A 21212-nucleotide genomic window follows, 5' to 3' on the forward strand; every position below is an offset into this window, starting at 1 on the left:
CTCAAACTCCAAGTACCAAGCCCGCGGACCCAACGTAGACCGGCATAGCTACAAAGCCACCATCGCGATCGACATCATCACAAACCATTGCGAAACACCCGCCGGACCTTAACCGAGCGGCGTTGCCACTAGTCCTCCGGCAGGCTCTGCAACAGCTGCGCTGCGCTCTCAGGGGTGATGTCGCGCTGCGGCTGGGCAAGCAGCTCGTAGCCGACCATGAACTTGCGTATCGTTGCGGATCTCAGTAGCGGCGGGTAAAAGTGCGCGTGTAGGTGCCATTCGGAATGAGGCGCACCGTCCGTGGGTCTTTGATGCCAACCCATCGAATAGGGGAAGGTCACTCCGAAGAGCTTGTCGTACCGGCGGGTGACTCGCCGCAGGATGTCGGCTAGTCCGTTGCGTTCACCGGCGTCCATGTCGGGTAGTGCCCCCTGGTGAGCACGGGGAAGCACGAGCGTCTCAAATGGCCAGTTGGCCCAGAACGGCACCAATGCCACGAAATGCTCGTTGGCGCAGACGATCCGTTCGTCGTCCTTCAGCTCGACAGCCAGATAGTCGCAGAGCAGGCATGAGCCATTCGCGGCGTACACCTGCTGCTGATGCAGCTCGCGCGACACCTCGTTGGGCAGTCGCTCGTTGGCCCAGATCTGCCCATGCGGGTGCGGATTACTGGCACCCATCATTGCGCCCCGATTCTCGAAGATGAGCACGTGACGGACCCAGTCGATGGATCCGAGCCGGACGTACTGGTCATTCCACGTGTCGACCACTCGCCGGATCGCGCCGACGGTCATCTCACCGAGAGAGAGGTCATGTCTGGGTGAGAAGCAGAGGACACGACAGATTCCTCGTTCGCTCTCCATCACCAGCGGTCCGTCGCCACTTGGCTGGCCGGCTGGGGTTTCCGGCCGCAGCGCCGGGAAGTCATTGTCGAATATGTAGGTGGAGGTGTATTCGGGAGTGACGGCGCCGCCCGCCCGCTCGTTCCCGGGGCACAGGTAGCAGTTGGGGTCGTACTCGGGCCGGCGCTCGTTGACCACCTCTTCCGTCTGCCCCTGCCAGGGGCGGGCGGTACGGTGTGGGGAGACGAGCAGCCAATCGCCGGTGAGCCTGTTGAGCCGACGGTGCGGCGCGGTGAGCATGAAACCTCCGGGTTGGACGGGACGTACGGAAGCGGGAAGAGGTGCCAGGGGCATGACGACGCCGGATGCGGTGCGGCGTGCCGCCCCTCAGACGCCTGCGCTCAGACCGCGGTGAGGTGCAGCACGAGCGCCTGGACCGGCCAGAGGGTGGGTAGCTGCAAGCCGACCTCGATGAGCACCCGGCCCGGGACGACGAGCGGCGTCTTACCCATCCACGCCGGCGTGACCCATCCCCACCGCGCCGCGCCGATCTCGTCGCGGAGGCGCACCGCGTATCGGCGCTCCGGGTCCAGGCCGTCCAGCCGCAGCCGCTCGGCCAACGCCTCCTCCAACGAGGTGACCGTGCACACGGTGAACACCGCCTCGCCGCGGTCGGCCGCGACCACGCCACGCACCCGCAGCGCCGGGTCGAGCACGTCCGGGTGCACTACGGTGCCGCTGTGCAGCAGCTCGCGGAGCTGCTTGTACAGGTCAGCGAACGCGACGATCCTGTCGATCTCTTCCTCCGTGCACTCCAGGATGTCCCACTCGAAGCCCGCCGAGCCCTGCAGCGCGGTGGCCATCCGGTAGGACAACGCGCTGGCGCGGCCCGAGGAGTGGGCGGGGGAGGGGCCGACGTGGGCGCCGACGAGTTCCGGCGGCAGCACGAGCTCCGTCCAGCGCTGAATGTCCTGCCGCTCGACGGGGTCGTTGGAGTCCGACGCCCACACCCGATCAGTGCGCTCGAGGATGCCGAGGTCCGTGCGCGCCCCGCCTGAGGAGCACGACTCGATCTCGAGGCCTGGGTGGTCGGCCTTCAGGCGCTCGATCAGCCGGTACGCCGCGAGGGTCTGCGCGTGGGTGCCGGGTGCGCCGTCGTGCACCGGTTCGATCAGGTCTCGATTGTGGTCCCACTTGACGAAATCGACGCCGAGCCGGCCGATCAGCGCGGACATACCCGCCCGCACATGCTCCCAGGCGTCGGGGTGGGCCAGGTCGAGCACGTACTGGGTGCGGAAGGACAGCCCCGCGGGCGACGGCACCGACCCAGGGTTGGCGAGCAGCCAGTCCGGGTGCGCACGGGCCAGCTCCGAGTCGAGGTTGACCATCTCGGGCTCGAACCACAGCCCGAACTGCATGCCGAGTGAGTGGACGAGGTCCGCCAAGGGTTCAAGTCCCTGCGGCCACACCGTCGGGTCGACCTGCCAGTCGCCCAGGCCCGCGGTGTCGTCCCGGCGCCCGAGGAACCAGCCGTCGTCGAGCACGAAGCGCTCCACGCCCACGGCGGCGGCCCGGCGTGCGAGCTGCTCCAGGCGCGCGGGGTCGTGCTGAAAGTAGACTGCCTCCCACGTGTTGAGCACGAGCGGCCGTGCAGTGCGGGGGTGCTGGGGCCGCGCGCGCATCCACGTGTGGAAGCGGTCCGCGACGCCGTCAAGCCCCGCGGCTGACCACGCGAAGTACGCCGTCGGGGTGCGGTACGACTCACCAGGCGCCAGACGCACCTCCCCGCGGCGCAGCAGCTCGCCGGCGCCGAGCAGCGTGACGTGCTCGGTGACCCGGTCGGTCCGGTGGCGGACATCGGCGCTCCATCCGAGGTGGACCGCCCAGACCTCACCACGGCGGTTACGCGGCGCCCCGGTCGACGCGAGGGTCACCCAGGGAGCATCGTGCCCGCCGCGGCCGCGGCGCGACTCGCGCGTGGTCGTTCCCCGGGGCATCGAGGTGGTGAGCGGCGACTTCTCCCGAGTCCAGCGACCGGAGAAGGTGGTCAGGTGGTCGGCGGTCTTGGGCACCGGGAGCGTCGCTTCCAGCCAGGCCACCTCCACAGCCCCGGCACCCTCGTTGACCAACTCGTGGTCGAGGAGGACCAGACCGCCGGCGCCGAGCTCCAAGTGGGTTCTCAGGGTCAGGCCGGCGTCCGCGTCGGAGGCGGTGACGCGCACGCACGCGGCGCCCTCGCGTTCGACCTGAGACGTCCAGCGCGGGAAGAGGGGCCGGCCGTCGCGGGTGGCGAGCAGGCCCGGCCGGCCGGACCAGCCGTCCGCCTCCTGGGGCACGATCGGCAGGCGCCAGGCGGCGTCCAGCGTGCCGGGCGGCGTCTGGCGGCTGGTGGCTCGGTCCAGGGCCTCCAGGTCGGCGGCCCCGAGTGGGCCGAGGTCGGTGCCCCAGTGGAGGACGGCGGGCAGGCCGGTGGCGGGGTGGGCGAGGACGACGGCGACGCCGTCGCGGCGCAGTACCGTCCAGGCGGCGTGCGGTACGGGGGTGTGAGGGGACGACATCTCTCTCCTGGCTCTCGTGATCGAGCGGGACTGGGTGGGGTGGCTGGGTCGCGTCAGGCGGGCGTCCTGGCCATGTGGTCTACGGGGACGCTGCGCAGGACGTGGAGGGCCCCACCGATGGCGGCGGCGGTGTCCACGTTGGCGGAGAGGAGGACACGAGGCAGACTGAGCGCCCGACCGAGCGCGTGCTGGGTCAGCTCCGCCTCGACGAACTGCTGGTAGAGCGGGCCGGCGGTGACGAGGGCGGGTCCGGCCAGTACGACGGTGTCGAGATCGAAGAGATTCACCATGGTCACCGCCGCCCGGCCGATCCACCGGGCGGACTGTTGGAGGAGGGCTGTGGCGTCCCCGTCGCCCGCCTGCCACGCGCGCGCGACGCGCTCGAAGTCGGCGAGCGTGTCCTCCTCGTGGGCCTTGATGCCGAGGCGCTCGGCGAGGTCGGGAAGTGCGAGCACCTGCGCGACGACGGTGCGTGGACCGGCCTCGGCCTCGGCGCAGCCACCGTTGCCGCAGACGCAGGGGGCGCTGGCGCCCATGAGCCCCACGTGCCCGATTTCGACGGCGTTCGAGGCGCGACCACGGTAGGCGTTGCCGTCCGCCACGACACCGCCGCCCAGGCCCGAACCCAGGTAGATGAGCCCGAACGTGTCGGCCGGCACCATGCCGGACCACTGCTCGCCCGTGGCCGCTGCCGTCGCGTCGTTCTCCAGCAGGACGGGCAGGCCGAGCCGGTTCGACAGCGTCGACGCCAGGGGGTACTGAAGCCAGTCGGGCGTCGGATGGGCAATGAGGAGCACGCCGCGCTGGCGGTCCTGAGGTCCGTGGGTCACCAGACCCACGCCGATGACCCGCTCTCGCGGCACCCCGGCGCTGTGCAACAGGTCGTCGACGTGGTCGGCCAGCGCGGCTATGGCCGCATCCGGCCCGCTTGTCCCGGTACCGCGGAACCCGGCGGTCGCGACCCGCCGGCCGGCGAAGTCGATCACGACGACGGTCGTCGTCGTGCGGTCGACCTGGACGCCGACGGCGTACCAGGCATCCGCGTCCAGCTCCAGCAGACGCCGGGGCTGGCCCCGGCCCTGCTGCGCACGGCCCACCTCACGCACGAGGCCACCGTCGATCAGGCGGCGGACCACGTGCGTGATCGTGGCCTGCGTGAGGCCGGACAGCTCGGCCAGCTCCACCCGGCTGAGTGTGCCCCGTGTGCGCAGGAGATCGAGCATCCGCCCGCCCGTGGTGACGGGGCCATCGTCGTTGCGGAGCATGCCGGCGAGCCTCCTAGACGTCGGGTCCCGGAGCTGGAACTTCTGGTGATCCATCCAGCTCATATCTTGATGTAATCAACTAAATAATTCAAGATCCGGTAGTGGTGATCTCGTCGAACGGCGAAGTGATCATGATGGTGTCATCGTCGTGTGGTCCCACCCGGATGTCCACAGTGCGCCAGGCGTCTGCCCCTCCAGTTCGCGCCGGCACCGGCGCTGAGCTGCTCGTTTGCGTCGTTGGAGGGCCGCCTGCCGGATGAGCTGGCCGTCGGTGAGGGCGGGTCCCCTCGGTGCGGTCGGGCGCGGCCGGGTAGCTGTCGGCATGCCGTGCGTCGGTCCCCAAGCTGGAACTTCGGGAGATCAATCTGGTCCAACTTCTTGACGGAGTAAATTAAGTCGCCCAAGAATACAGGCCACGCCCTTCCTGGGCCACGGCGGGTGAACATCGCCCCCCGGACGTGAAAGGACCAAGATGTCTCTTCTCACCGGCATGCCGCGCCCCGTCGCGGCGCTCGCGGGCGCGGCCGCGCTCGGCCTCGTGCTAACCGGCTGCTCCGGCGGGACCTCGTCCGCCGGCGGCTCGGAGCCCACGCTCGTGGCCTACACCGGTCAATCGGGCGACTACCAGATCAACTTCAACCCGTTCTCGCCGTCGCGGATCGGGGGCCTCGGCACGATCTACGAGCCGCTGTTCTACTTCAACAAGGCCAAGGTCTCCGACCCCGTGCCGCTGCTGGGCACGCAGCAGTCCTGGAACAAGGAAGGCACGATCCTTTCGGTGACCCTGCGCGACGGGGTGACGTGGAGCGACGGCCAGCACTTCACTGCGAAGGACGTCGCGTTCACATTTGACCTGCTGAAGAACAACCCGGCGATCAACAACACCGGGTTCGACGGCACCGTCGCGGCGGCGGACGACACCCATGTCACCTTCACGTTCAAGGCGCCGGCCTTCGTCAAGGGCCCCGACGTCCTGGGCACGCCGATCGTCCCCGAGCACCTGTGGAAGGCCAGCAACCCCACCAAGGACGTCGTCGAGAAGCCCGTCGGCACCGGCGCCTACCTACTCAAGGAGTTCAAGCCGCAGGCCTTCACCTACGAAGCGAACCCCCACTACTGGGGTGGCGAGCCGAAGGTCAAGAAGATCCGTTACGTCGCGCTCTCGGGCAACCAGGCGGGGGCCGACGCCATCGCAGCCGGCACCACCGACTGGTTCACCGGGCCGATCCCGGACATCCAGCACACGCACAAGAACTTCCCCAACTACGAGGCCTACACCCAGTGGCAGAACCAGATGGTGCTCGCCACCTGCTCCAGCGTGAAGATGGGCTGCAAGGGCCCACAGACCGACCCTGCCGTCCGGCATGCCCTCTACTCCGCCATCAACCGGACGCAGCTCAACAAGCTGGCGTTCCAGGAGACCGCGGGCCAGATCTCCGCCGCCTTCACGCTCACCCCCAGCCAGGACCAGTTCGTCTCCGGCACCCTCGCGGAGAAGGTGGCGCCCATGACCGCCGAGCCGGAGAAGACCGCGCAGACCTTGGAGCAGGCCGGCTGGGTCAAGGGCTCCGACGGCATCTACGCCAAGGACGGCCAGCGGCTGTCTCTGACGGTCGAGGTGGTCACCGGCTGGACGGACTACATCACCGCGATCGACACGATGGCCTCGCAGGCCAAGGCCGCCGGCATCGAGCTGCGAGCCGCCCAGTCCTCGTGGAACGAGTGGACGGAGAAGAAGGGAAACGGCAACTTCCAACTGGTCATCGACTCGCTGTGGCAGGGCCCTGCGCCGGACCCGTACTACCTCTACACCTACTTCTTCGACTCCGGCTCTGGGGCCAACGTGGGTAAGTCCGCCGGCAACAACTTCTCCCGCTACGCCAACCCGGAAGTCGACGCGGCGCTCGACCACCTGGCCGCGCTCCCGCTCAACGACCAGGCGGCCCGGCAGCCGTACTTCGACACCATCCAGCAGGCGATCGTGCGGGACATGCCGTACATCCCGGTCCTGACCGGCGGGACGACGAGCGTGTGGAACACCGCGAAGTTCAGCGGCTGGCCCTCGAACGAGGACCTGTACGCCTTCCCCGCCGTGTGGTCGTCCTTCGACGCCGCGGAGATCTTCAAGCGGCTCAAGCCCCAGCGCTGACCGCCCCCAGACGTCGCCCCCGAGGAAAGAGCGCCGCCGTGAGTTACTTCCTTCGCAAGCTGGGTTTCTACGCGGTGGCCCTGTGGGCCGCCCTGACCCTCAACTTCGCCATCCCGCGACTCCTGCCCGGCAACCCCGTCGACATCCTGCTGGCCAAGCTCCAGCAGCGGGGCGGCACGGTCACCCCGGAGACGCGCAAGGCGTACGCGCTCCTCCTCGGGGGCGACGACACGGCGCCCCTGTGGAGCCAGTACCTGAGCTACCTCAAGAACCTCGTGCGCGGGGACCTCGGAATCTCGGTCAGCTACTACCCGGCCAAGGTCTCCGATGTGATCCTGTCGTCGCTGCCGTGGACCGTGGTGCTCGTGGGCGTCGCCACCGTCCTCGCCGCGCTGCTCGGGGTGCTCCTCGGGGCGATCGTCGGCTGGCGCCCCGGCACGTGGCTCGACTCGCTGGTCCCGGCCACGACGCTGCTGGCCGCCATTCCGTACTTCTGGCTCGCCCTGCTCCTCGCCTACCTGCTGGCCCGGATACTCGGCTGGCTCCCGCTGCAGGGCGGCTACGACGTAGCGCTCACACCCGGCTGGAACGCGCCGTTCATCCTCTCGGCGACGCAGCACGCGATCCTACCCGCCCTGACCATCGTCCTCGCCTCGATCGGCGGGTGGCTGCTCGGCATGCGCAACATGATGGTCTCCACCCTCTCCGAGGACTACGTCCTGACCGCGGAGGCCAAGGGCCTGTCGCCGAAGAAGATCCGGCGCTCCTACGCGGCCCGCAACGCCGCCCTCCCCTCTGTGGCCGGGTTCGCCATCTCCCTCGGGTTCGTGGTCTCCGGCTCGGTCATCACCGAGCAGGTCTTCTCCTATCCCGGGATCGGCGGGCGCCTGCTCGGGGCCGTGACGAACAACGACTATGCGCTCATGCAGGGGGTCTTCCTCTTCATCACGCTCGCCGTGCTTGGCGCCAACCTGGTCGTCGACCTGCTCTACGGCCTGATCGACCCGCGCACCCGCGCCCGGCACTGACGGCAGGACACCACGATGACCAACCTCACCCCCGCCAGCGAGTCAACCGTGGCCGGCGCCGCCGACACAGCGACCCGGACGACGGCCCCGACGGGCCGCCCCGCACGGGCAGGCTGGCGCATGCTCCTGCCCTCCATGACCCCTTGGCTGGCCATCGGTCTTGTGCTGGTCGTCGGGATCACACTCTTCGGGCTCATCGCCATCTACTTCGTGGGCGACCCCCAGCAGATCCGGGACCAAGGGCTCACGCCGCCGTCGGCGCAGTTCCCGCTCGGCACCACCCAGACCGGCCAGGACGTACTCGCGCAGCTCGCCTACGCCACCCGCGGCTCCCTGCAGATCGGCGTGCTCGTCGGCATCCTCGCCACCGCACTGTCGGCGTTCTTCGGAATCTACGGCGCCTACCGGGGCGGATTCGTCGACGAGGCGTTCTCCCTGCTGTCGAACGTCTTCCTCGTCATCCCCGGCCTGCCCCTGGTCATCGTGATCTCCGGCTTCGTGCCGCGCGATAGCCGCGGCCTGTGGACCATCGTCGTGGTGCTCGCCCTGACCAGCTGGGCCGCGTCGGCGCGGGTGCTGCGTGCACAGACGCTCTCGGTGCGAAACCGCGACTACGTCGCCGCGTCGAAGGTCGCCGGCGAGAAGCCCTGGCGGGTCATCGTCGTGGAGATCCTTCCGAACCTCCTGCCTGTCATCGCCTCCCAGTTCGTGTTCGCGATCATCGCCGCGATCCTCGGCGAGGCCGGCCTGTCGTTCATCGGCCTTGGCGCCTCGAACTCCTCAACGCTCGGCACGATGCTCTTCTACGCGCAGAACGGGTTCGCCCTGTCGCTCGGCGCCTGGTGGTGGTTCGTGCCGCCGGGCCTGGTGATCGCGCTCTTCGGCATGGGCCTGTCCCTGGTGAACTTCTCGATCGACGAGATCATCAACCCCAAGCTCAAGAACCTCCGCCGGTACCGCAAGCGCGCACGGCAGGTCGCGCGGATGGAGCGGGAGCTGGCACGACGCGGGACAAGTGCCACGGGCACCCGTGCCTCCCGCTCGACCGTCTCGGAGGTGTCCCCGCGATGAACACGACGCTCCTGCATGACAAGGCTCCCGCTGCCCGCGGGTCGAGGGCCGACGCCGTCCTGACCGTCGAGCACCTGACCGTCGTGTACGAGGTGGACGAGCCGGTCACGGCCGTCCGCGACGCGAGCCTGACCCTGCACCGGGGGGAGATCCTCGGCTTGGCCGGCGAGTCCGGGTGCGGCAAGACCACCCTGGCGTACGCGATCAACCGCCTGCACCGCCCACCCGCCAGGATCGCGTCCGGGCGCGTGACGTTTCACGACCACGGCGGCGAGGACATCGACGTGCTGGCCCTGACGGACGACGAGCTGCGCGCGTTCCGCTGGGAGAAGCTCTCCATGGTGTTCCAGGGGGCGATGAACGCCCTCAACCCCGTCACGACCGTACGAGCGCAGCTGCGCGACACCCTGCTGGCCCACCGCCCCGGCCTGTCGCGGGCGGAGGTGCGCGAGCGGTCCGAAGAGGTGCTGCGACGTGTCGGGGTGGACCCCCGGCGACTGGGCTCCTTCCCGCACGAGCTGTCGGGAGGAATGCGTCAGCGAGTCATGATCGCGATGGCGATGCTGCTCGAGCCGCAGATCATGATCATGGACGAGCCCACGACGGCTCTGGACGTCGTCGTACAACGTGAGATCCTGCGCGAGATCGTGCGGCTGCGCGACGAGCTGGACTTCGCCGTCGTCTTCATCACGCACGACCTGCCGTTGCTGCTGGAGATCAGCGACCGGATCGCCGTCATGCTGGCGGGCGAGATCGTCGAGCTTGGTGCGGCCGACCTGCTGTACCGCCACGCGCAGCATCCGTACACGCGCAAGCTCCTCGGCTCGTTCCCGAGCCTGTCCGGAGCGCGCGGCGCGTTCATCCGCACCGGGGTCGACGAGACCGCCGTCCCGGCCGACGGCACCATCGAGGAGCGAGCATGACCCGCGTCCACGTGACCGACCTCGTCAAGGACTACAGAATTCGTACCGGCCTGCGCCGCACGCGGCTGCGTGCCGTCGACCACGTCAGCTTCGACCTGATCCCCGGGCGCACCGTCGCCCTCGTTGGCGAGTCGGGGTCGGGCAAGTCCACCATTGCCAAGATCCTCACGCGCATGGAGACGCCCACGTCCGGCACAGTCGACGTGCGTCTCGACGACGGCACTCCGGTGCAGGGGTCGCTGTACCGGCGGCAGGTGCAGATGGTTTTCCAGGACCCGTTCGCCTCCCTCAACCCCTTCCACTCGATCGAGCACCACATCGCCCGCCCGCTGCGCATCCACCAGCGCACCCGCACAGGCGCCGAGACACACGAGCGCGTGCTGGAGATGCTCGAACGGGTCAACCTCGCACCCGCCGAAACCGTGGCGCCGCGCCGTCCGCACGAGCTCTCCGGCGGCCAGCGGCAGCGCGTCGCGATCGCACGCGCGCTGGCGCCGGGGGCGCAGGTGCTCATCGCGGACGAACCGGTGTCCATGCTGGACGTCTCGATCCGCCTCGGGGTACTCAACCTCATGGGCCGCCTGCAGCGGGAGGATCGGCTCGCCGTCCTGTACATCACCCACGACCTGGCCACCGCCCGGCACTTCTCGGACGAGATCCTCGTGCTCTACCGCGGTCGCATCGTGGAGCGCGGGCCGTCCGACGCGGTCATCCTCGACCCGCACCACGCCTACACCAAGCTGTTGGCGAGCTCGGCGCCGGATCCCGAGCGCCTCGACCGGATCACGGCCGCGATGACGGTGGACCGCGACGCGATCGACAACAGCGTCTGCTACGACCACCGCACCCGTCGGTGGGAGGAGGCCGGGGTGCCGTCGGCCATGGCGACCGGCATGTCCGTCGGCTGACCTGCAGGCCCCGCTCCCGCTCTTCCCGATCGTTCCGAACCCGAGGACACTCATGGCTCACCTCCCCTCCACCTTCCGTGCCCTGCACCACGGCTGGACCCTCACCGCCCCCTCCCTCCCCGACGATGCTCCCGCGGCCGTCGCCGTAGCGCTCGCAGACGGCGTACCCGCCGTCGTGCCCGGCGAGGCGCACCTGGACCTGCGGCGCGCCGGCCTGATCGACGACCCGTTCGACGGTGCCAACGAGGCCGCGCAGCAGTGGATCGGCGACACGGCGTGGCGCTTCTCGACGACGTTCACCTGGTCCGACGATGCCTCGGCGCGCCACGACCTCGTGGCTCACGGGCTGGACACCGTGGCCACCCTGGAGCTCAACGGCGACGTGGTCGGGCGGACGCAGAACATGCACCGCTCCTACCGCTGGGACGTGCGCGGGGCACTGCGCGAGGGGCAGAACACCCTCACGGTGACGTTCGCCGCTCCGGTGCCCGAGGCGACGGCGCGGGCTCAGCGCCACGGCGCCCTGCCGCGCGTCAACCACCACGAGTACAACCAGCTGCGCAAGATGGCGTGCTCGTTCGGCTGGGACTGGGGCATCGACGTCGCCGGTGCCGGCATCTGGAAGCCGATCGGGCTCGACTCGTGGTCCGGGGTGCGCATCGCCTCGGTACGGCCGCTCGTGGATGTGGTGCCGACGCGCGGGAGCGACGGCGCCGGCCGCCGCGACGACGGCCTGCTGAGGGTGCACGTGGAGGTGGAGCGCGACGGCGTACGCGCCGACGAGGACGTCTCGCTCGTCGTCACCGTCACCGACCCCGACGGCGGGACGCTGACCGTCAGCGGCACCGTGCCCGCCGGCGAGACGTCCGCCGTCGTCCTCGTCATGGTGCCCGACGTGCGGCGCTGGTGGCCCGTCGGGTACGGCGACCAGCCGCTGTACGGCGTGCAGGTCGAGGCGTGCGCCGCAGGCGACGTCGCGTCCTGGTGCGGGCGCGTCGGCTTCCGCACCGTCGAGCTCGACACCACGCCCGACGAGGCCGGGGCGCCGTTCCTGCTCCGGGTCAATGGCGAACGGGTGCTCGTGCGGGGTGCCAACTGGATCCCGGATCACGCGTTCCTCACCGCGATCGACCGCGACCGGTACGCCCGACGCGTGGCCGACGCGCTGGCGGCCAACATCAACCTGCTGCGCGTGTGGGGCGGCGGCATCTACGAGTCCGATGACCTGTACGACCTCGCCGACGAGCACGGCCTGCTGATGTGGCAGGACTTCCTCTTCGCCTGCGCCGCCTACAGCGAGGACGCACCGATGCGGGCGGAGATCGAGGCCGAGGCCCGCGAGAACGTGACACGGCTCAGCCCCCACCCGTCCCTCGTGCTGTGGAACGGCAACAACGAGAACACGTGGGGCTCGGTGGACTGGGGCTGGCCCGGCCGCCTGGACGGCCGCGGCTGGGGCGACACCTACTACAGCGACCTGCTGCCGCGCGTGCTCGCCGAGCTCGACCCCACCCGCCCCTACTCGCCGGCGAGTCCGTACTCGTTCGGCGACTACCGGCACCCCAACGACGAGCGCTACGGCACCATGCACATCTGGGACGTGTGGAACCGGGCCGACTACACCGTCTACGCCCGGTACAAGCCGCGCTTCGTCTCCGAGTTCGGCTTCCAAGCGCCGCCCGCCTGGGCCACCCTCACCGCCGTGGTGCACGACGAGCCGCTCGACCCGTTCGGCCCGCAGATGCTGGTGCACCAGAAGGCCAACCTCGGCAACGCGAAGCTCGAGCGCGGGTGGAAGGGCTACCTGCCCGACCCCGCCACCATCGAGGACTGGCACTGGACCACCCAGCTCAACCAGGCCCACGCCATCCGGTTCGGCGTCGAACACTTCCGCTCCCTGACGCCCCACAACACCGGAACGATCCTGTGGCAGCTCAACGACAACTGGCCGGTGGTGTCCTGGGCCGCCATCGACTTCGCCGAGCGCCGCAAGCCCCTCTGGTACGCCCTGCGGGCCGCGTACGCCCCGCGCCTGGCCACACTGCAGCCGCGGGTGTCCGCCGAGGCGTGGGCCACCGCGTGGGAAGGGCTCGAGCCGGACGCGGACACCCTCGCGCTCGTGCTCGTCAACGACACCGCCGAGGCGTTCCGCGGCACCTTCACCGTGACCCGGGAGACGTTCGACGGCACGGTGCTCGCCAAGGCCGAGCTGGATGCGTCGGTGCTCGCGCGCGGGGCGGTCACGCTCACGGTTCCGGACGAGGTCGCCGCGTTCGGGGATCCCGCCACCGAGGTCATCGTCGCCGAGCCCGACGACGACACAGCAGGGTTCGCGCCGGCGTTCCGGCACGGCGCCGAGGTGCTCGGCCAGCGCCTCGACCCCCAGCCGCTGCAGGTCGAGGCCGTGCCAACGGACGGCGGCTGCCTGCTGCACGTGACCGCCACGTCCTACGCCCGCGACGTGTTCTGCCCTGCCGACGTGGTCGATCCCGCGGCCACCGTGAACGACGGCATGGTGAACCTTCGGGCCGGCCGGTCCGTCACCTTCCGCGTCACGTCGCCGTCAGGCGACCCGCAGGCCTTCGCCGCCGCCGTGCGCTGCGCCAACAACCTCCTGGCCCCGTCGGAGAGGACCCTTCCGTGACCACCACCCCGGGCGTCCCCGTGGACCGGCTCGCCCTGCCCGCCCACCACGCATGGCTGGACGCCGAGTGCCGCCGCCTACTCGCCTTCGGCACGCAGTCCGCGCTGCCCGACGGCGGCGCCGCCTACCTGGACGCCACCGGCAGGCCGGACCCGACACACGGCGTGCGCACCTGGATCACCGCCCGCACCACGCACGCGTACTCGCTCGGCGTGCTGCTCGGCGTGCCCGGCAGCGCCCCCGTCGCCGACGCCGCGCTCAGGGGCCTGACCGGCCGGCTGCGCGACGCCGAGCACGGCGGGTGGTTCCACGCGCTCGGACCCGACGGTGTCCCTGACCGCGCCGCCGGCAAGTCCTGCTACGACCACGCCTTCGTGCTGCTCGCTGCGTCGTCCGCGGTGCTCGCCGGCCGGCCCGGCGGCACCACGCTGCTCGCCGACGCCGCCGACATCTACCTGGAGCGGTTCTGGGACGAGGCCGCCGGTCGCCCGGTGGACACCTGGGACGCCGACTTCACGCGGCCCGACGACTACCGCGGCCTCAACGCCACGATGCACTCCGTCGAGGCGCTGCTCGCCGTGGCCGACGCCGTCGAGGTGCTCGACGCCCCGGACGCGCCCGCCGTCGGCGGGGGAGCGGCCGCCTGGCGGAACCGTGCCGCGCGGGCGGCACGGTTCGTCGTCGAACTCGCCGCCGCCCACGACGGGCGCCTGCCCGAACACTTCGGGCCGGACTGGGCCCCAGAACTCGGCCTCAACCGCAACCAGCCGGACGACCCCTTCAAGCCGTACGGCGCCACACCCGGGCACGGCTTGGAGTGGGCGCGGCTGCTGCTGCACGTCGAGGCCGCAGTCGGCGCCGACGACGTCCTCGCCGCGGCGGCGGTGCGCCTGTTCGACCGGGCGGTCGACGACGGCTGGGCCGCCGACGGCGCGGAGGGCTTCGTCTACACCACCGACTGGGACGGCACACCGGTGGTACGCCAGCGGATGCACTGGGTGGTGGCCGAGGCGATCGCCGCCGCCGCGGCGCTGTACCGACGCACCGGCGAGCGGCGGTTCGCCGACCGCTACGCCGCCTGGTGGGACTATGCCGAGCGCCACCTGCTCGACCGCACGGGCGGCTCGTGGTGGCATGAGCTCGACCGGCACAACAGGCCCGCCGCGACCGTGTGGCCCGGCAAACCGGACGTCTACCACGCGGTGCAGGCCACGTTGCTGCCGCGCCTGCCGCTCGCGCCCACACTCGCACGGGCGCTCCGCGAGGGGCTGCTCGTCTTCTCGGTGAGCGCTGACGGCGGATGGCGGCAGGCGTGAGAGATCGCGTGGACGTGCCCCCGATGGGGTCGGTGGTGGTGATCGGCGAGACGCTGATCGACGTGGTGCCGGCGGGCCGCCGTGACGGCGCCGATGGTGGCGTGCGCGAGCTGCCTGGCGGCAGCCCCGCGAACGTGGCTGTGACGCTCGGGCGCCTGGGCCGCGGTCCGGTGCTCGTCACCACACTTGCCGACGACGCGCGCGGCACCGCCGCGTGGGACTGGCTGGAGGCCTCGAACGTCACTGTCGTAGCGCAGCCGCCGGCCACCGGCCGGACCTCCACCGCGGCTGTCCGTCTCGGCGCCGACGGGTCCGCGACCTACGACTTCGACCTCACCTGGGATCTCGCGCCCGAGACCGTCGCCCGCGCCACCGCTAGGGGCGGCATCGCCGTCGTGCACGCCGGCTCGATCGCGGCCGTGCTCGACCCCGGCGCGGCCACGGTAGAGGATGCGCTGCGCGAGGCCCGCGGGTGCGCCCTTGTGACGTTCGACCCCAACGCGCGCCCGGCGATCACCCCGGATGTCGCGCAGGTGCTGCCGCGGGTCGAGCGGCTGGTGGAGCTGAGTGACGTCGCCAAGGCGTCCGAGGAGGATCTCGGCTGGTACCACCCTGGCACCGACCCCATCGAGGTGGCCCGCACTTGGGCGGCATCGGGGCCGGTCCTGGTCGTCGTCACCCGTGGCGCGGACGGCAGCGTGCTCGTGCGCGGCGACGACGTCGTCACCGTGCCTAGCGTGCCGGTGACCGTGGCCGACACGATCGGCGCCGGCGACACGTTCATGGGGGCACTCGTCGACGCGCTCCTGGGCCTCGGGGCGCACGGTCCGGCCGCGCGCGAGGTGCTCGCCGCGCTGAGCCTCGAGGAGTTGCGCCGGGCGGCGTCGTGGGCCGCGGGCGCCGCCGCCATCACGGTGTCGCGGCCGGGCGCCGACCCGCCGACGCCGGCCGAACTCGACGCGGTGGCCCAGGCGCCGACCGGCTGAAGCGACGGCATCAACACGACGGCTGCGCGGTCGGACCGCTCCGCAGCCGTTCCGGCGGCTGCCGCCCGGCGGCCACTACACACAACCTGGGAGGTTACGATGAGTTCCCTCGTACCGCCGCCGCGCCGACGCGCGGCGGCTCCACCGCCGCGGCGAGCGCGCCGCAGTCTGTTCACCGCCGTGGCAGCCGTGTTCCTCGCGATCCTGCCGTTGCCGGCCGCGCCGGCCACCGCCGCGCCCGCCGACGGCGTCGACACCCCGGTCGACATGGTGGACCCACAGGCCACGCCCGAGACCCGTTCGCTCTTCGCCTACCTGCGCGACCTCGATGACCGGGGCGTGCTCTTCGGCCACCAGGAGGACCTGTACTTCGGAGAGTCCTTCGAGCAGCAGGACGGCACGTCGTCCGACGTGCGCGCCGCCACAGGCGACTATCCGGCCATCATCGGATTCGACACCCTCGAGCGGCCGGGAATGTCGCTGGCAGAGCGAGAGGAAAAGGCACTCGTGCTCGCCGCCAACATCCGGCAAGCGCACGACGTGGGTGCCATCAGCACCATGACGGTGCACATGGAGAACCTCGTCACGGGTGGCGAGTTCTCCGACACCTCCGGCGACGCGCTGCGCGCCGTCCTCCCCGGAGGTTCCCGCCACGACGCTCTCGTCGCCCACCTCGACCGGATCGCCACGACGGCCCACCATGCGGTGGATGCCGACGGCACCCTGATCCCGATCGTGTTCCGACCCTGGCACGAGAACGCGGGCTCCTGGTTCTGGTGGGGCGCGGCGTTCGGCACCCCGGGCGAGTACGCGGAGCTCTTCCGGTTCACCGTGGAGTATCTGCGGGACGTCAAGGGCGTGCACAACCTGCTGTACGCCTTCTCACCGGGTGGAGGCTTCGGCGGCGACGCCGAGCGGTACCTGCGGACCTACCCGGGCGACGAGTTCGTGGACGTCCTCGGGTATGACACCTACGACGACACGGGCGCGTCGGCGCAGTTCCTCCAGGGGCTCGTGGCGGACCTGGGCATGATCGCCAACCTCGCCGACTCCCGTGGCAAGATCAGCGCCTTCACGGAGTTCGGGATCTCCGGGGGCGTCCGGCCGGACGGGCAGAACGCCAGCACGACCTGGTACACCGACGTGCTGAACGCGATCAAGGCCGATCCGTCCGCCGCACGCATCGCCTACATGCTGACCTGGGCGAACTACGGAGGCGACACCACGCCGTACACGCCCGTGGACGGTGAGATGCTCCCCGACTTCCTCGCCTATTACGCCGACCCGTTCACCTTGTTCGCTGCTGACCTCAACGGGGTGTACAGCATCGGAACCACCCCGGTGACCTCGGCGGCGGCCCACCTGGCCAGCCCGGCCGACGGTTCCCGCGTGCTGTCCGGGCCGGTGACCCTGCGGGCCTCGGTGACGGGCTACGACGCCGATCGGGTCGTCGTCACGACCGGCGCGGGACCAACGGGCACGACCACCGACGTGCAGTTGGCCCCGCCCGCAGCCGGCGAGCTGTGGTGGTCGGGGACCTGGGACGTGCCCGCGGCGGAGCTCGACAACTCGACCCGGGGCCTGACCCTCAGCGTGTTCTCCGGCGGGGCGGAAGTCGCGACCGAGAAGCTGTCAATCCTTCTCGGTGCGCAACCCGAGCTGCCGCCCGGTGTCGTCGACGACTTCGAGGGATACGGCGACGACGTCGCCCTGCACACCACGTACGTGCAGTACAACGCGAACACCATAGGACTGGTGCGCGCCTCGCAAGGGGCAGCCGTCGGCGGTGGAGACGCCGCGCTGCGCCTCGGCTACTCGTTCGCCACGCAGACCTACACGGGCGTCGGGCGACAGGTGTCCGGCGACTGGTCGGCGTTCGGAAACTTCGAGGCGTGGATCGACCCAGACGGGTCAGGCAACAAGCTGGTGCTGCAACTGGTCGCTGACGGCGTCGCGTTCGAGGCGTATCCGTCGCTGGCGGGCGACGACCCCTACCTCGCGACCATCCCGTTCACGGACTGGCGCCCTGCGCCGTGGGACACCGCGAACGTGGGGCGGCGGCTCGACGCCGCGACGCTGCGCGAGGTGACGCAGTTCAGCGTGTACGTCAACGCGGCTGACGGGGGCGCCAACGAGGGTGCGGTGGTGGTCGATGAGCTGCGAGCCGTGCCGGGTGCGCCAGCGGCGCCGGCATACCGCGATGTGCCGACTGACCACCCGGACTACGAGGCCATCGAGTGGCTGCACCAGATCGTCGACCTCGGGGACCGCAACGGTCGGTTCCATCCGCAGCGCCCGGTGACGCACCAGGAGTTGGCTGCGGTGCTCGCGGCCTACCGCCCCAACGGTGGCGTGGCACCGTCCGCTGACCGGACCCCCGCGACGCGGTTGGACGTGGCATCGGCACTGTGGCGGCTGGCTGGCGAACCCGACATCGACGAGTCCACGCGGTTCCGAGACGTGCCTGCCGATCACCCGGCCGCCCCCGCCGTGGCCTGGTCCACGACGGTTGGCATCATCGTTCCGATCGCCGAGAGCAGGTTCGGCGCCGAGCTTCCCGCCACCCGCGCCGAGCTGGCTCATTGGCTGCACGTGCTGGACGCACTGCCGGTTCCGCAGCCCGTGGTGTCCCTGTTCGACTTCGAGTCCGGCGCGCAGGGATGGAGCGTCGGGGGCGGTGCCGGCACGGTGACGACGAACGACGGCCGTCTCGTGGTGGATCTCGACGCAGGTGCCTGGGTAGGGGGCGCCGGCGGTGGGGATCTCGCCGGCCGAACCGCGCTGCTGGTCGACGTGGCCGCTACCACCGGTACCGGGCTCCGGGCCGCGCTGCAGGTGGGCCCCGGGTGGACGTGGTGCGAGACCGCCGCCGTCGACAGGGTGGACGGTCCGCACACGGGCGAAGAGGCCGTCGTCATCGACCTCACCACGCTCGGCGCGGAGTGCCGGGACCAACTCGCACAGGTGCGCGGAATCAACCTGTTCTTCGACGCGGGGCATCACGAGGTCGATGGAGTCCGCGCCCGCTGACCGGTCATCGTAGGCAGCGCCGCCAGCACGGCAGGATCCGGCGGAATGTCGCACCTGCTTCGTCGGTGTGGCTGGCGGCGCTACCTGTGGCAAAACAGCGGGGTGGAGGCGATGCGCGACGGCGCGGGCCGCGGGTGGGATGGGCCGGGGCGCTCTGCCGCCCGGGTTGGCTGCCCGGCCGCCCGCCGATCTTCTCCGTTCGGCCGGCCAGCAGGAGCGCGGGGAGCCGAGCCGTCTTGCTGATGACAGTGAACATCGGCGGGCCCGCCAGCGCCACAAGACCAGCTGAGCCGCAGAGATCCCGAGAACCAGCCGATCTGATCGCGGCTGAGTCCGTCAGTCGGGCAGTTTCTGGAGCACGATGAGGTCGCTGCGGTAGTCCTCGCCGATGGGCTCCCAGGCGGCGGGTCGGATGCCGACGGCCATGAGTGTGCTGCCGTGCCAGCGAGACCCGTTGGCCAGCCTGCCGGGTACGCAGTCGCCGGTGTCACCGCCGGTGGTGACTTCGTACGTCGCGTTGTGGTCGAGGGCGGTAAGCCGTAGCCATCGTGGTCCGCTCTTGACGTTTCCGTGGGGGTTGTAGACGAGGACGACCACCTGATCATTCAAGACGTACTGCACGGCGGAGGGCAGGGCGCCGGGGCGACCACCCAGCCGATATTGGGAGCCGTGCTGGATGGTTCTGCGGACTGTCTTGTATTGCGCGATGAGTGTGCCAGCCTCCTCGAGCTCCGCCGGTGACCAGGTCGCGAGGTCGCCGCCGATCCCGAGGACTCCGGCCATGGCCACATGGAAGCGGTAGCGCAGGGGAGTGTGGCGGCCGACGTTGGCGTTTGGCGAGTCGGTGACCCAGGCGGACATGACGCTCGCGGGGTAGATGTGCGAGAAGCCATGCTGGGCCGTCTGCCGGTCGACGGGGTCGGTGTTGTCGGACGGCCACACCTGGTCGGTGTAGCGGAGAATGCCGAGGTCGAGGCGACCGCCGCCGGCGGCGCACCCTTCGATCTGCAGGTGGGGGTGTCGGGTGCGCAATTGCTGCAAGACCGAGTAGACGTTCCGGGTGTGCTCGATCCAGACCCGGTCCTGCGCTTGTTCCTGTTCTGGCCAGCCGGCCTGGGTGAAAGGCCGGTTCATGTCCCACTTCAGATAGTCCAGGCTCAGCTCGGTGACGAGCTTGTCGAGCCATTCGAAGGCCCAGTCGCGTACGTCGTGGCGGGCGAAGTTCAACACCAGCTGATGGCGTTTGTAGTCGCGGCGGCGGTGGGACAGGTTCAGCACCCAATCAGGGTGGGCCCGGTACAGGTCGCTGTCTGGGCTGACGCCTTCTGGCTCGACCCACAGCCCGACCTTGAGGCCGAGCGCTCGGATGTCGTCAAAGAGATCGGACAGGCCGTTGGGCAACCGCAGCGCGTGCGGCCGCCAGTCGCCCAGGGAGCTGCGGTCGTCGTCGCGCTTGCCGAACCATCCGTCGTCGATGACGAACAGCTCGACACCCATTGCTGCGGCGCGGCGCGCCAGCTTCAGCTGGGTAGCTTCGGTAACGGTGAAGCCGGTCGCCTCCCACGAGTTGAACAGCACCGGCCGGTCCCGGTCGGCGGCAGGCAGGACGTGGCGGCGAACGTGCCGGTGCCAGGCTCGGCTGACACCGCCGGTGCCTGCGGCGCTGTAGACGCCGAGCACGGCTGGGCTGCATATCTCACTGTTGGGGGGCAGGTTCCACCGCACGCCGTCGTGACCGAACCCTGCGGTGACGGCGACGCCACCTTCCGGGCGTCGGGTGGTGGTCATGCGCCAACTGCCGCTCCATGCCAGCGCCACGCTCCAGACTTCCCCGTACCGCTCGTCGGCGCTGCCATCATCGATCATGATCCACGGGTTGGCGTGGTGTCCGGTGATGCCCTGCCGGCTGGTGAAGACGAGTTCCCCGACGGGCAGCCGGCCCCGTTGAAGCTGGTTCTCCTCGGCCCAGGCACCGAACACCGCTCTGTAGTGATAGTCAGCGGCATCCGGGATGAACCAGCTGCCAGAGTCCAGGCGGGTGATCTCCACGGTGGCGTCGCTGCCGCCGTGGTGCCGTACCGTAGCCCAGCGCTCGATGGCGTCCGAATCGGCGAACACGCGCATCGACAGCACGACTTCGACGGGGAACACCCGGTCCTGAAGTGTGATGTCGAGTCGGTCCGATCCGTTTTCCGGGTATGCGTCGGCGCTGACAAATCGCAGCTCGAGCGATCTGATGCCGTCGACCGACACCTGGAGGGCGGGAACGCCCCACCGTAGGCCGCCGTCCACCGGCAGCAGCTCCTCGATCTCCGCGGGCTGGGAGAAGCTGGTGACGTGACGTCGTGCGCCCGAAGGTGTCGCCGATCCGGCAGGCAGAGCCGCGGCCTCCCGCGCAGCCGAGGACGACAGCCTCGGCCCCCAGTACTTCTGGCGTACCGTGACCTCGTCGCGCTGCGGGTCGGTCTCGATCTCAAGCACGTAGGTGGAGC

At 70.3% G+C, this 21212-nt stretch carries 13 protein-coding genes; 9 read left to right on the forward strand and 4 right to left on the reverse strand.

The window, feature by feature from the left end; genetic code table 11:
• Positions 1-128: 128 nt before the first annotated feature.
• The 3 genes from ABGB16_RS28035 to ABGB16_RS28045 form a co-directional block, all read right to left on the reverse strand.
• A complete protein-coding gene (locus ABGB16_RS28035) occupies positions 129-1142 on the reverse strand; it encodes a UDP-glucose--hexose-1-phosphate uridylyltransferase (protein WP_347671091.1) in 1014 nt (337 codons plus the stop codon).
• Positions 1143-1243: 101 nt separating this feature from the next.
• On the reverse strand, positions 1244-3400 hold the full coding sequence (locus tag ABGB16_RS28040; RefSeq protein ID WP_347671092.1) for an alpha-galactosidase: 2157 nt from the start codon (positions 3398-3400) through the stop codon (positions 1244-1246).
• A gap of 53 nt (positions 3401-3453) precedes the next feature.
• A complete protein-coding gene (locus ABGB16_RS28045) occupies positions 3454-4728 on the reverse strand; it encodes an ROK family transcriptional regulator (protein WP_347671093.1) in 1275 nt (424 codons plus the stop codon).
• Between the two features lie 409 nt (positions 4729-5137).
• Between ABGB16_RS28045 and ABGB16_RS28050 the strand changes: the two genes are divergently transcribed.
• From ABGB16_RS28050 to ABGB16_RS28090, 9 genes are all read left to right on the forward strand, one after another.
• Positions 5138-6814 carry an ABC transporter substrate-binding protein gene (locus ABGB16_RS28050; protein WP_347671094.1) on the forward strand — a complete coding sequence of 559 codons (1677 nt, stop codon included), beginning with the start codon at positions 5138-5140 and terminating at the stop codon, positions 6812-6814.
• Between the two features lie 38 nt (positions 6815-6852).
• Positions 6853-7842, forward strand: coding sequence for an ABC transporter permease (locus ABGB16_RS28055; RefSeq protein WP_347671095.1), 990 nt, complete (start codon positions 6853-6855; stop codon positions 7840-7842).
• A 135-nt stretch (positions 7843-7977) separates the two neighbouring features.
• Positions 7978-8913, forward strand: a complete 936-nt coding sequence (locus ABGB16_RS28060; protein ID WP_347671096.1) for an ABC transporter permease — start codon at positions 7978-7980, stop codon at positions 8911-8913.
• Positions 8910-9836 carry an ABC transporter ATP-binding protein gene (locus ABGB16_RS28065; protein WP_347671097.1) on the forward strand — a complete coding sequence of 309 codons (927 nt, stop codon included), beginning with the start codon at positions 8910-8912 and terminating at the stop codon, positions 9834-9836. Before ABGB16_RS28060 ends, ABGB16_RS28065 begins: the two co-directional genes overlap by 4 nt.
• The gene (locus ABGB16_RS28070; RefSeq protein ID WP_347671098.1) at positions 9833-10744 is read left to right on the forward strand and encodes an ATP-binding cassette domain-containing protein; all 912 of its coding nucleotides are present in this window, start codon (positions 9833-9835) and stop codon (positions 10742-10744) included. Before ABGB16_RS28065 ends, ABGB16_RS28070 begins: the two co-directional genes overlap by 4 nt.
• 52 nt (positions 10745-10796) lie before the next feature.
• Positions 10797-13388 (forward strand): glycoside hydrolase family 2 protein, encoded by a 2592-nt coding sequence (locus ABGB16_RS28075; protein ID WP_347671099.1) that lies wholly within the window; start codon positions 10797-10799, stop codon positions 13386-13388.
• Positions 13385-14704 (forward strand): AGE family epimerase/isomerase, encoded by a 1320-nt coding sequence (locus tag ABGB16_RS28080; protein WP_347671100.1) that lies wholly within the window; start codon positions 13385-13387, stop codon positions 14702-14704. The genes ABGB16_RS28075 and ABGB16_RS28080 overlap by 4 nt, the downstream gene beginning before the upstream one ends.
• A 23-nt stretch (positions 14705-14727) precedes the next feature.
• The gene (locus tag ABGB16_RS28085; protein ID WP_347671101.1) at positions 14728-15690 is read left to right on the forward strand and encodes a PfkB family carbohydrate kinase; all 963 of its coding nucleotides are present in this window, start codon (positions 14728-14730) and stop codon (positions 15688-15690) included.
• Positions 15691-15870: 180 nt separating this feature from the next.
• A complete protein-coding gene (locus ABGB16_RS28090) occupies positions 15871-18720 on the forward strand; it encodes a glycosyl hydrolase (RefSeq protein ID WP_347671102.1) in 2850 nt (949 codons plus the stop codon).
• A 336-nt stretch (positions 18721-19056) separates the two neighbouring features.
• Here the strand turns inward: ABGB16_RS28090 and ABGB16_RS28095 are convergent, their stop codons facing one another.
• On the reverse strand, positions 19057-21201 hold the full coding sequence (locus tag ABGB16_RS28095) for an alpha-galactosidase (protein ID WP_347671103.1): 2145 nt from the start codon (positions 21199-21201) through the stop codon (positions 19057-19059).
• Between the last annotated feature and the right edge of the window lie 11 nt (positions 21202-21212).

The sequence above is a fragment of the Micromonospora sp. B11E3 genome, assembly GCF_039871625.1.
Taxonomy (GTDB): Bacteria; Actinomycetota; Actinomycetes; order Mycobacteriales; family Micromonosporaceae; genus Micromonospora.

Coding starts and splice junctions, on each gene's coding strand:
- ABGB16_RS28035 (WP_347671091.1), bottom strand. CDS start 1,142: ATGCTCACCGCGCCGCACCGTCGGCTCAACAGGCTCACCGGCGATTGG.
- ABGB16_RS28040 (WP_347671092.1), bottom strand. CDS start 3,400: ATGTCGTCCCCTCACACCCCCGTACCGCACGCCGCCTGGACGGTACTG.
- ABGB16_RS28045 (WP_347671093.1), bottom strand. CDS start 4,728: ATGAGCTGGATGGATCACCAGAAGTTCCAGCTCCGGGACCCGACGTCT.
- ABGB16_RS28050 (WP_347671094.1), top strand. CDS start 5,138: ATGTCTCTTCTCACCGGCATGCCGCGCCCCGTCGCGGCGCTCGCGGGC.
- ABGB16_RS28060 (WP_347671096.1), top strand. CDS start 7,978: ATGACCCCTTGGCTGGCCATCGGTCTTGTGCTGGTCGTCGGGATCACA.
- ABGB16_RS28065 (WP_347671097.1), top strand. CDS start 8,910: ATGAACACGACGCTCCTGCATGACAAGGCTCCCGCTGCCCGCGGGTCG.
- ABGB16_RS28070 (WP_347671098.1), top strand. CDS start 9,833: ATGACCCGCGTCCACGTGACCGACCTCGTCAAGGACTACAGAATTCGT.
- ABGB16_RS28075 (WP_347671099.1), top strand. CDS start 10,797: ATGGCTCACCTCCCCTCCACCTTCCGTGCCCTGCACCACGGCTGGACC.
- ABGB16_RS28085 (WP_347671101.1), top strand. CDS start 14,728: ATGGGGTCGGTGGTGGTGATCGGCGAGACGCTGATCGACGTGGTGCCG.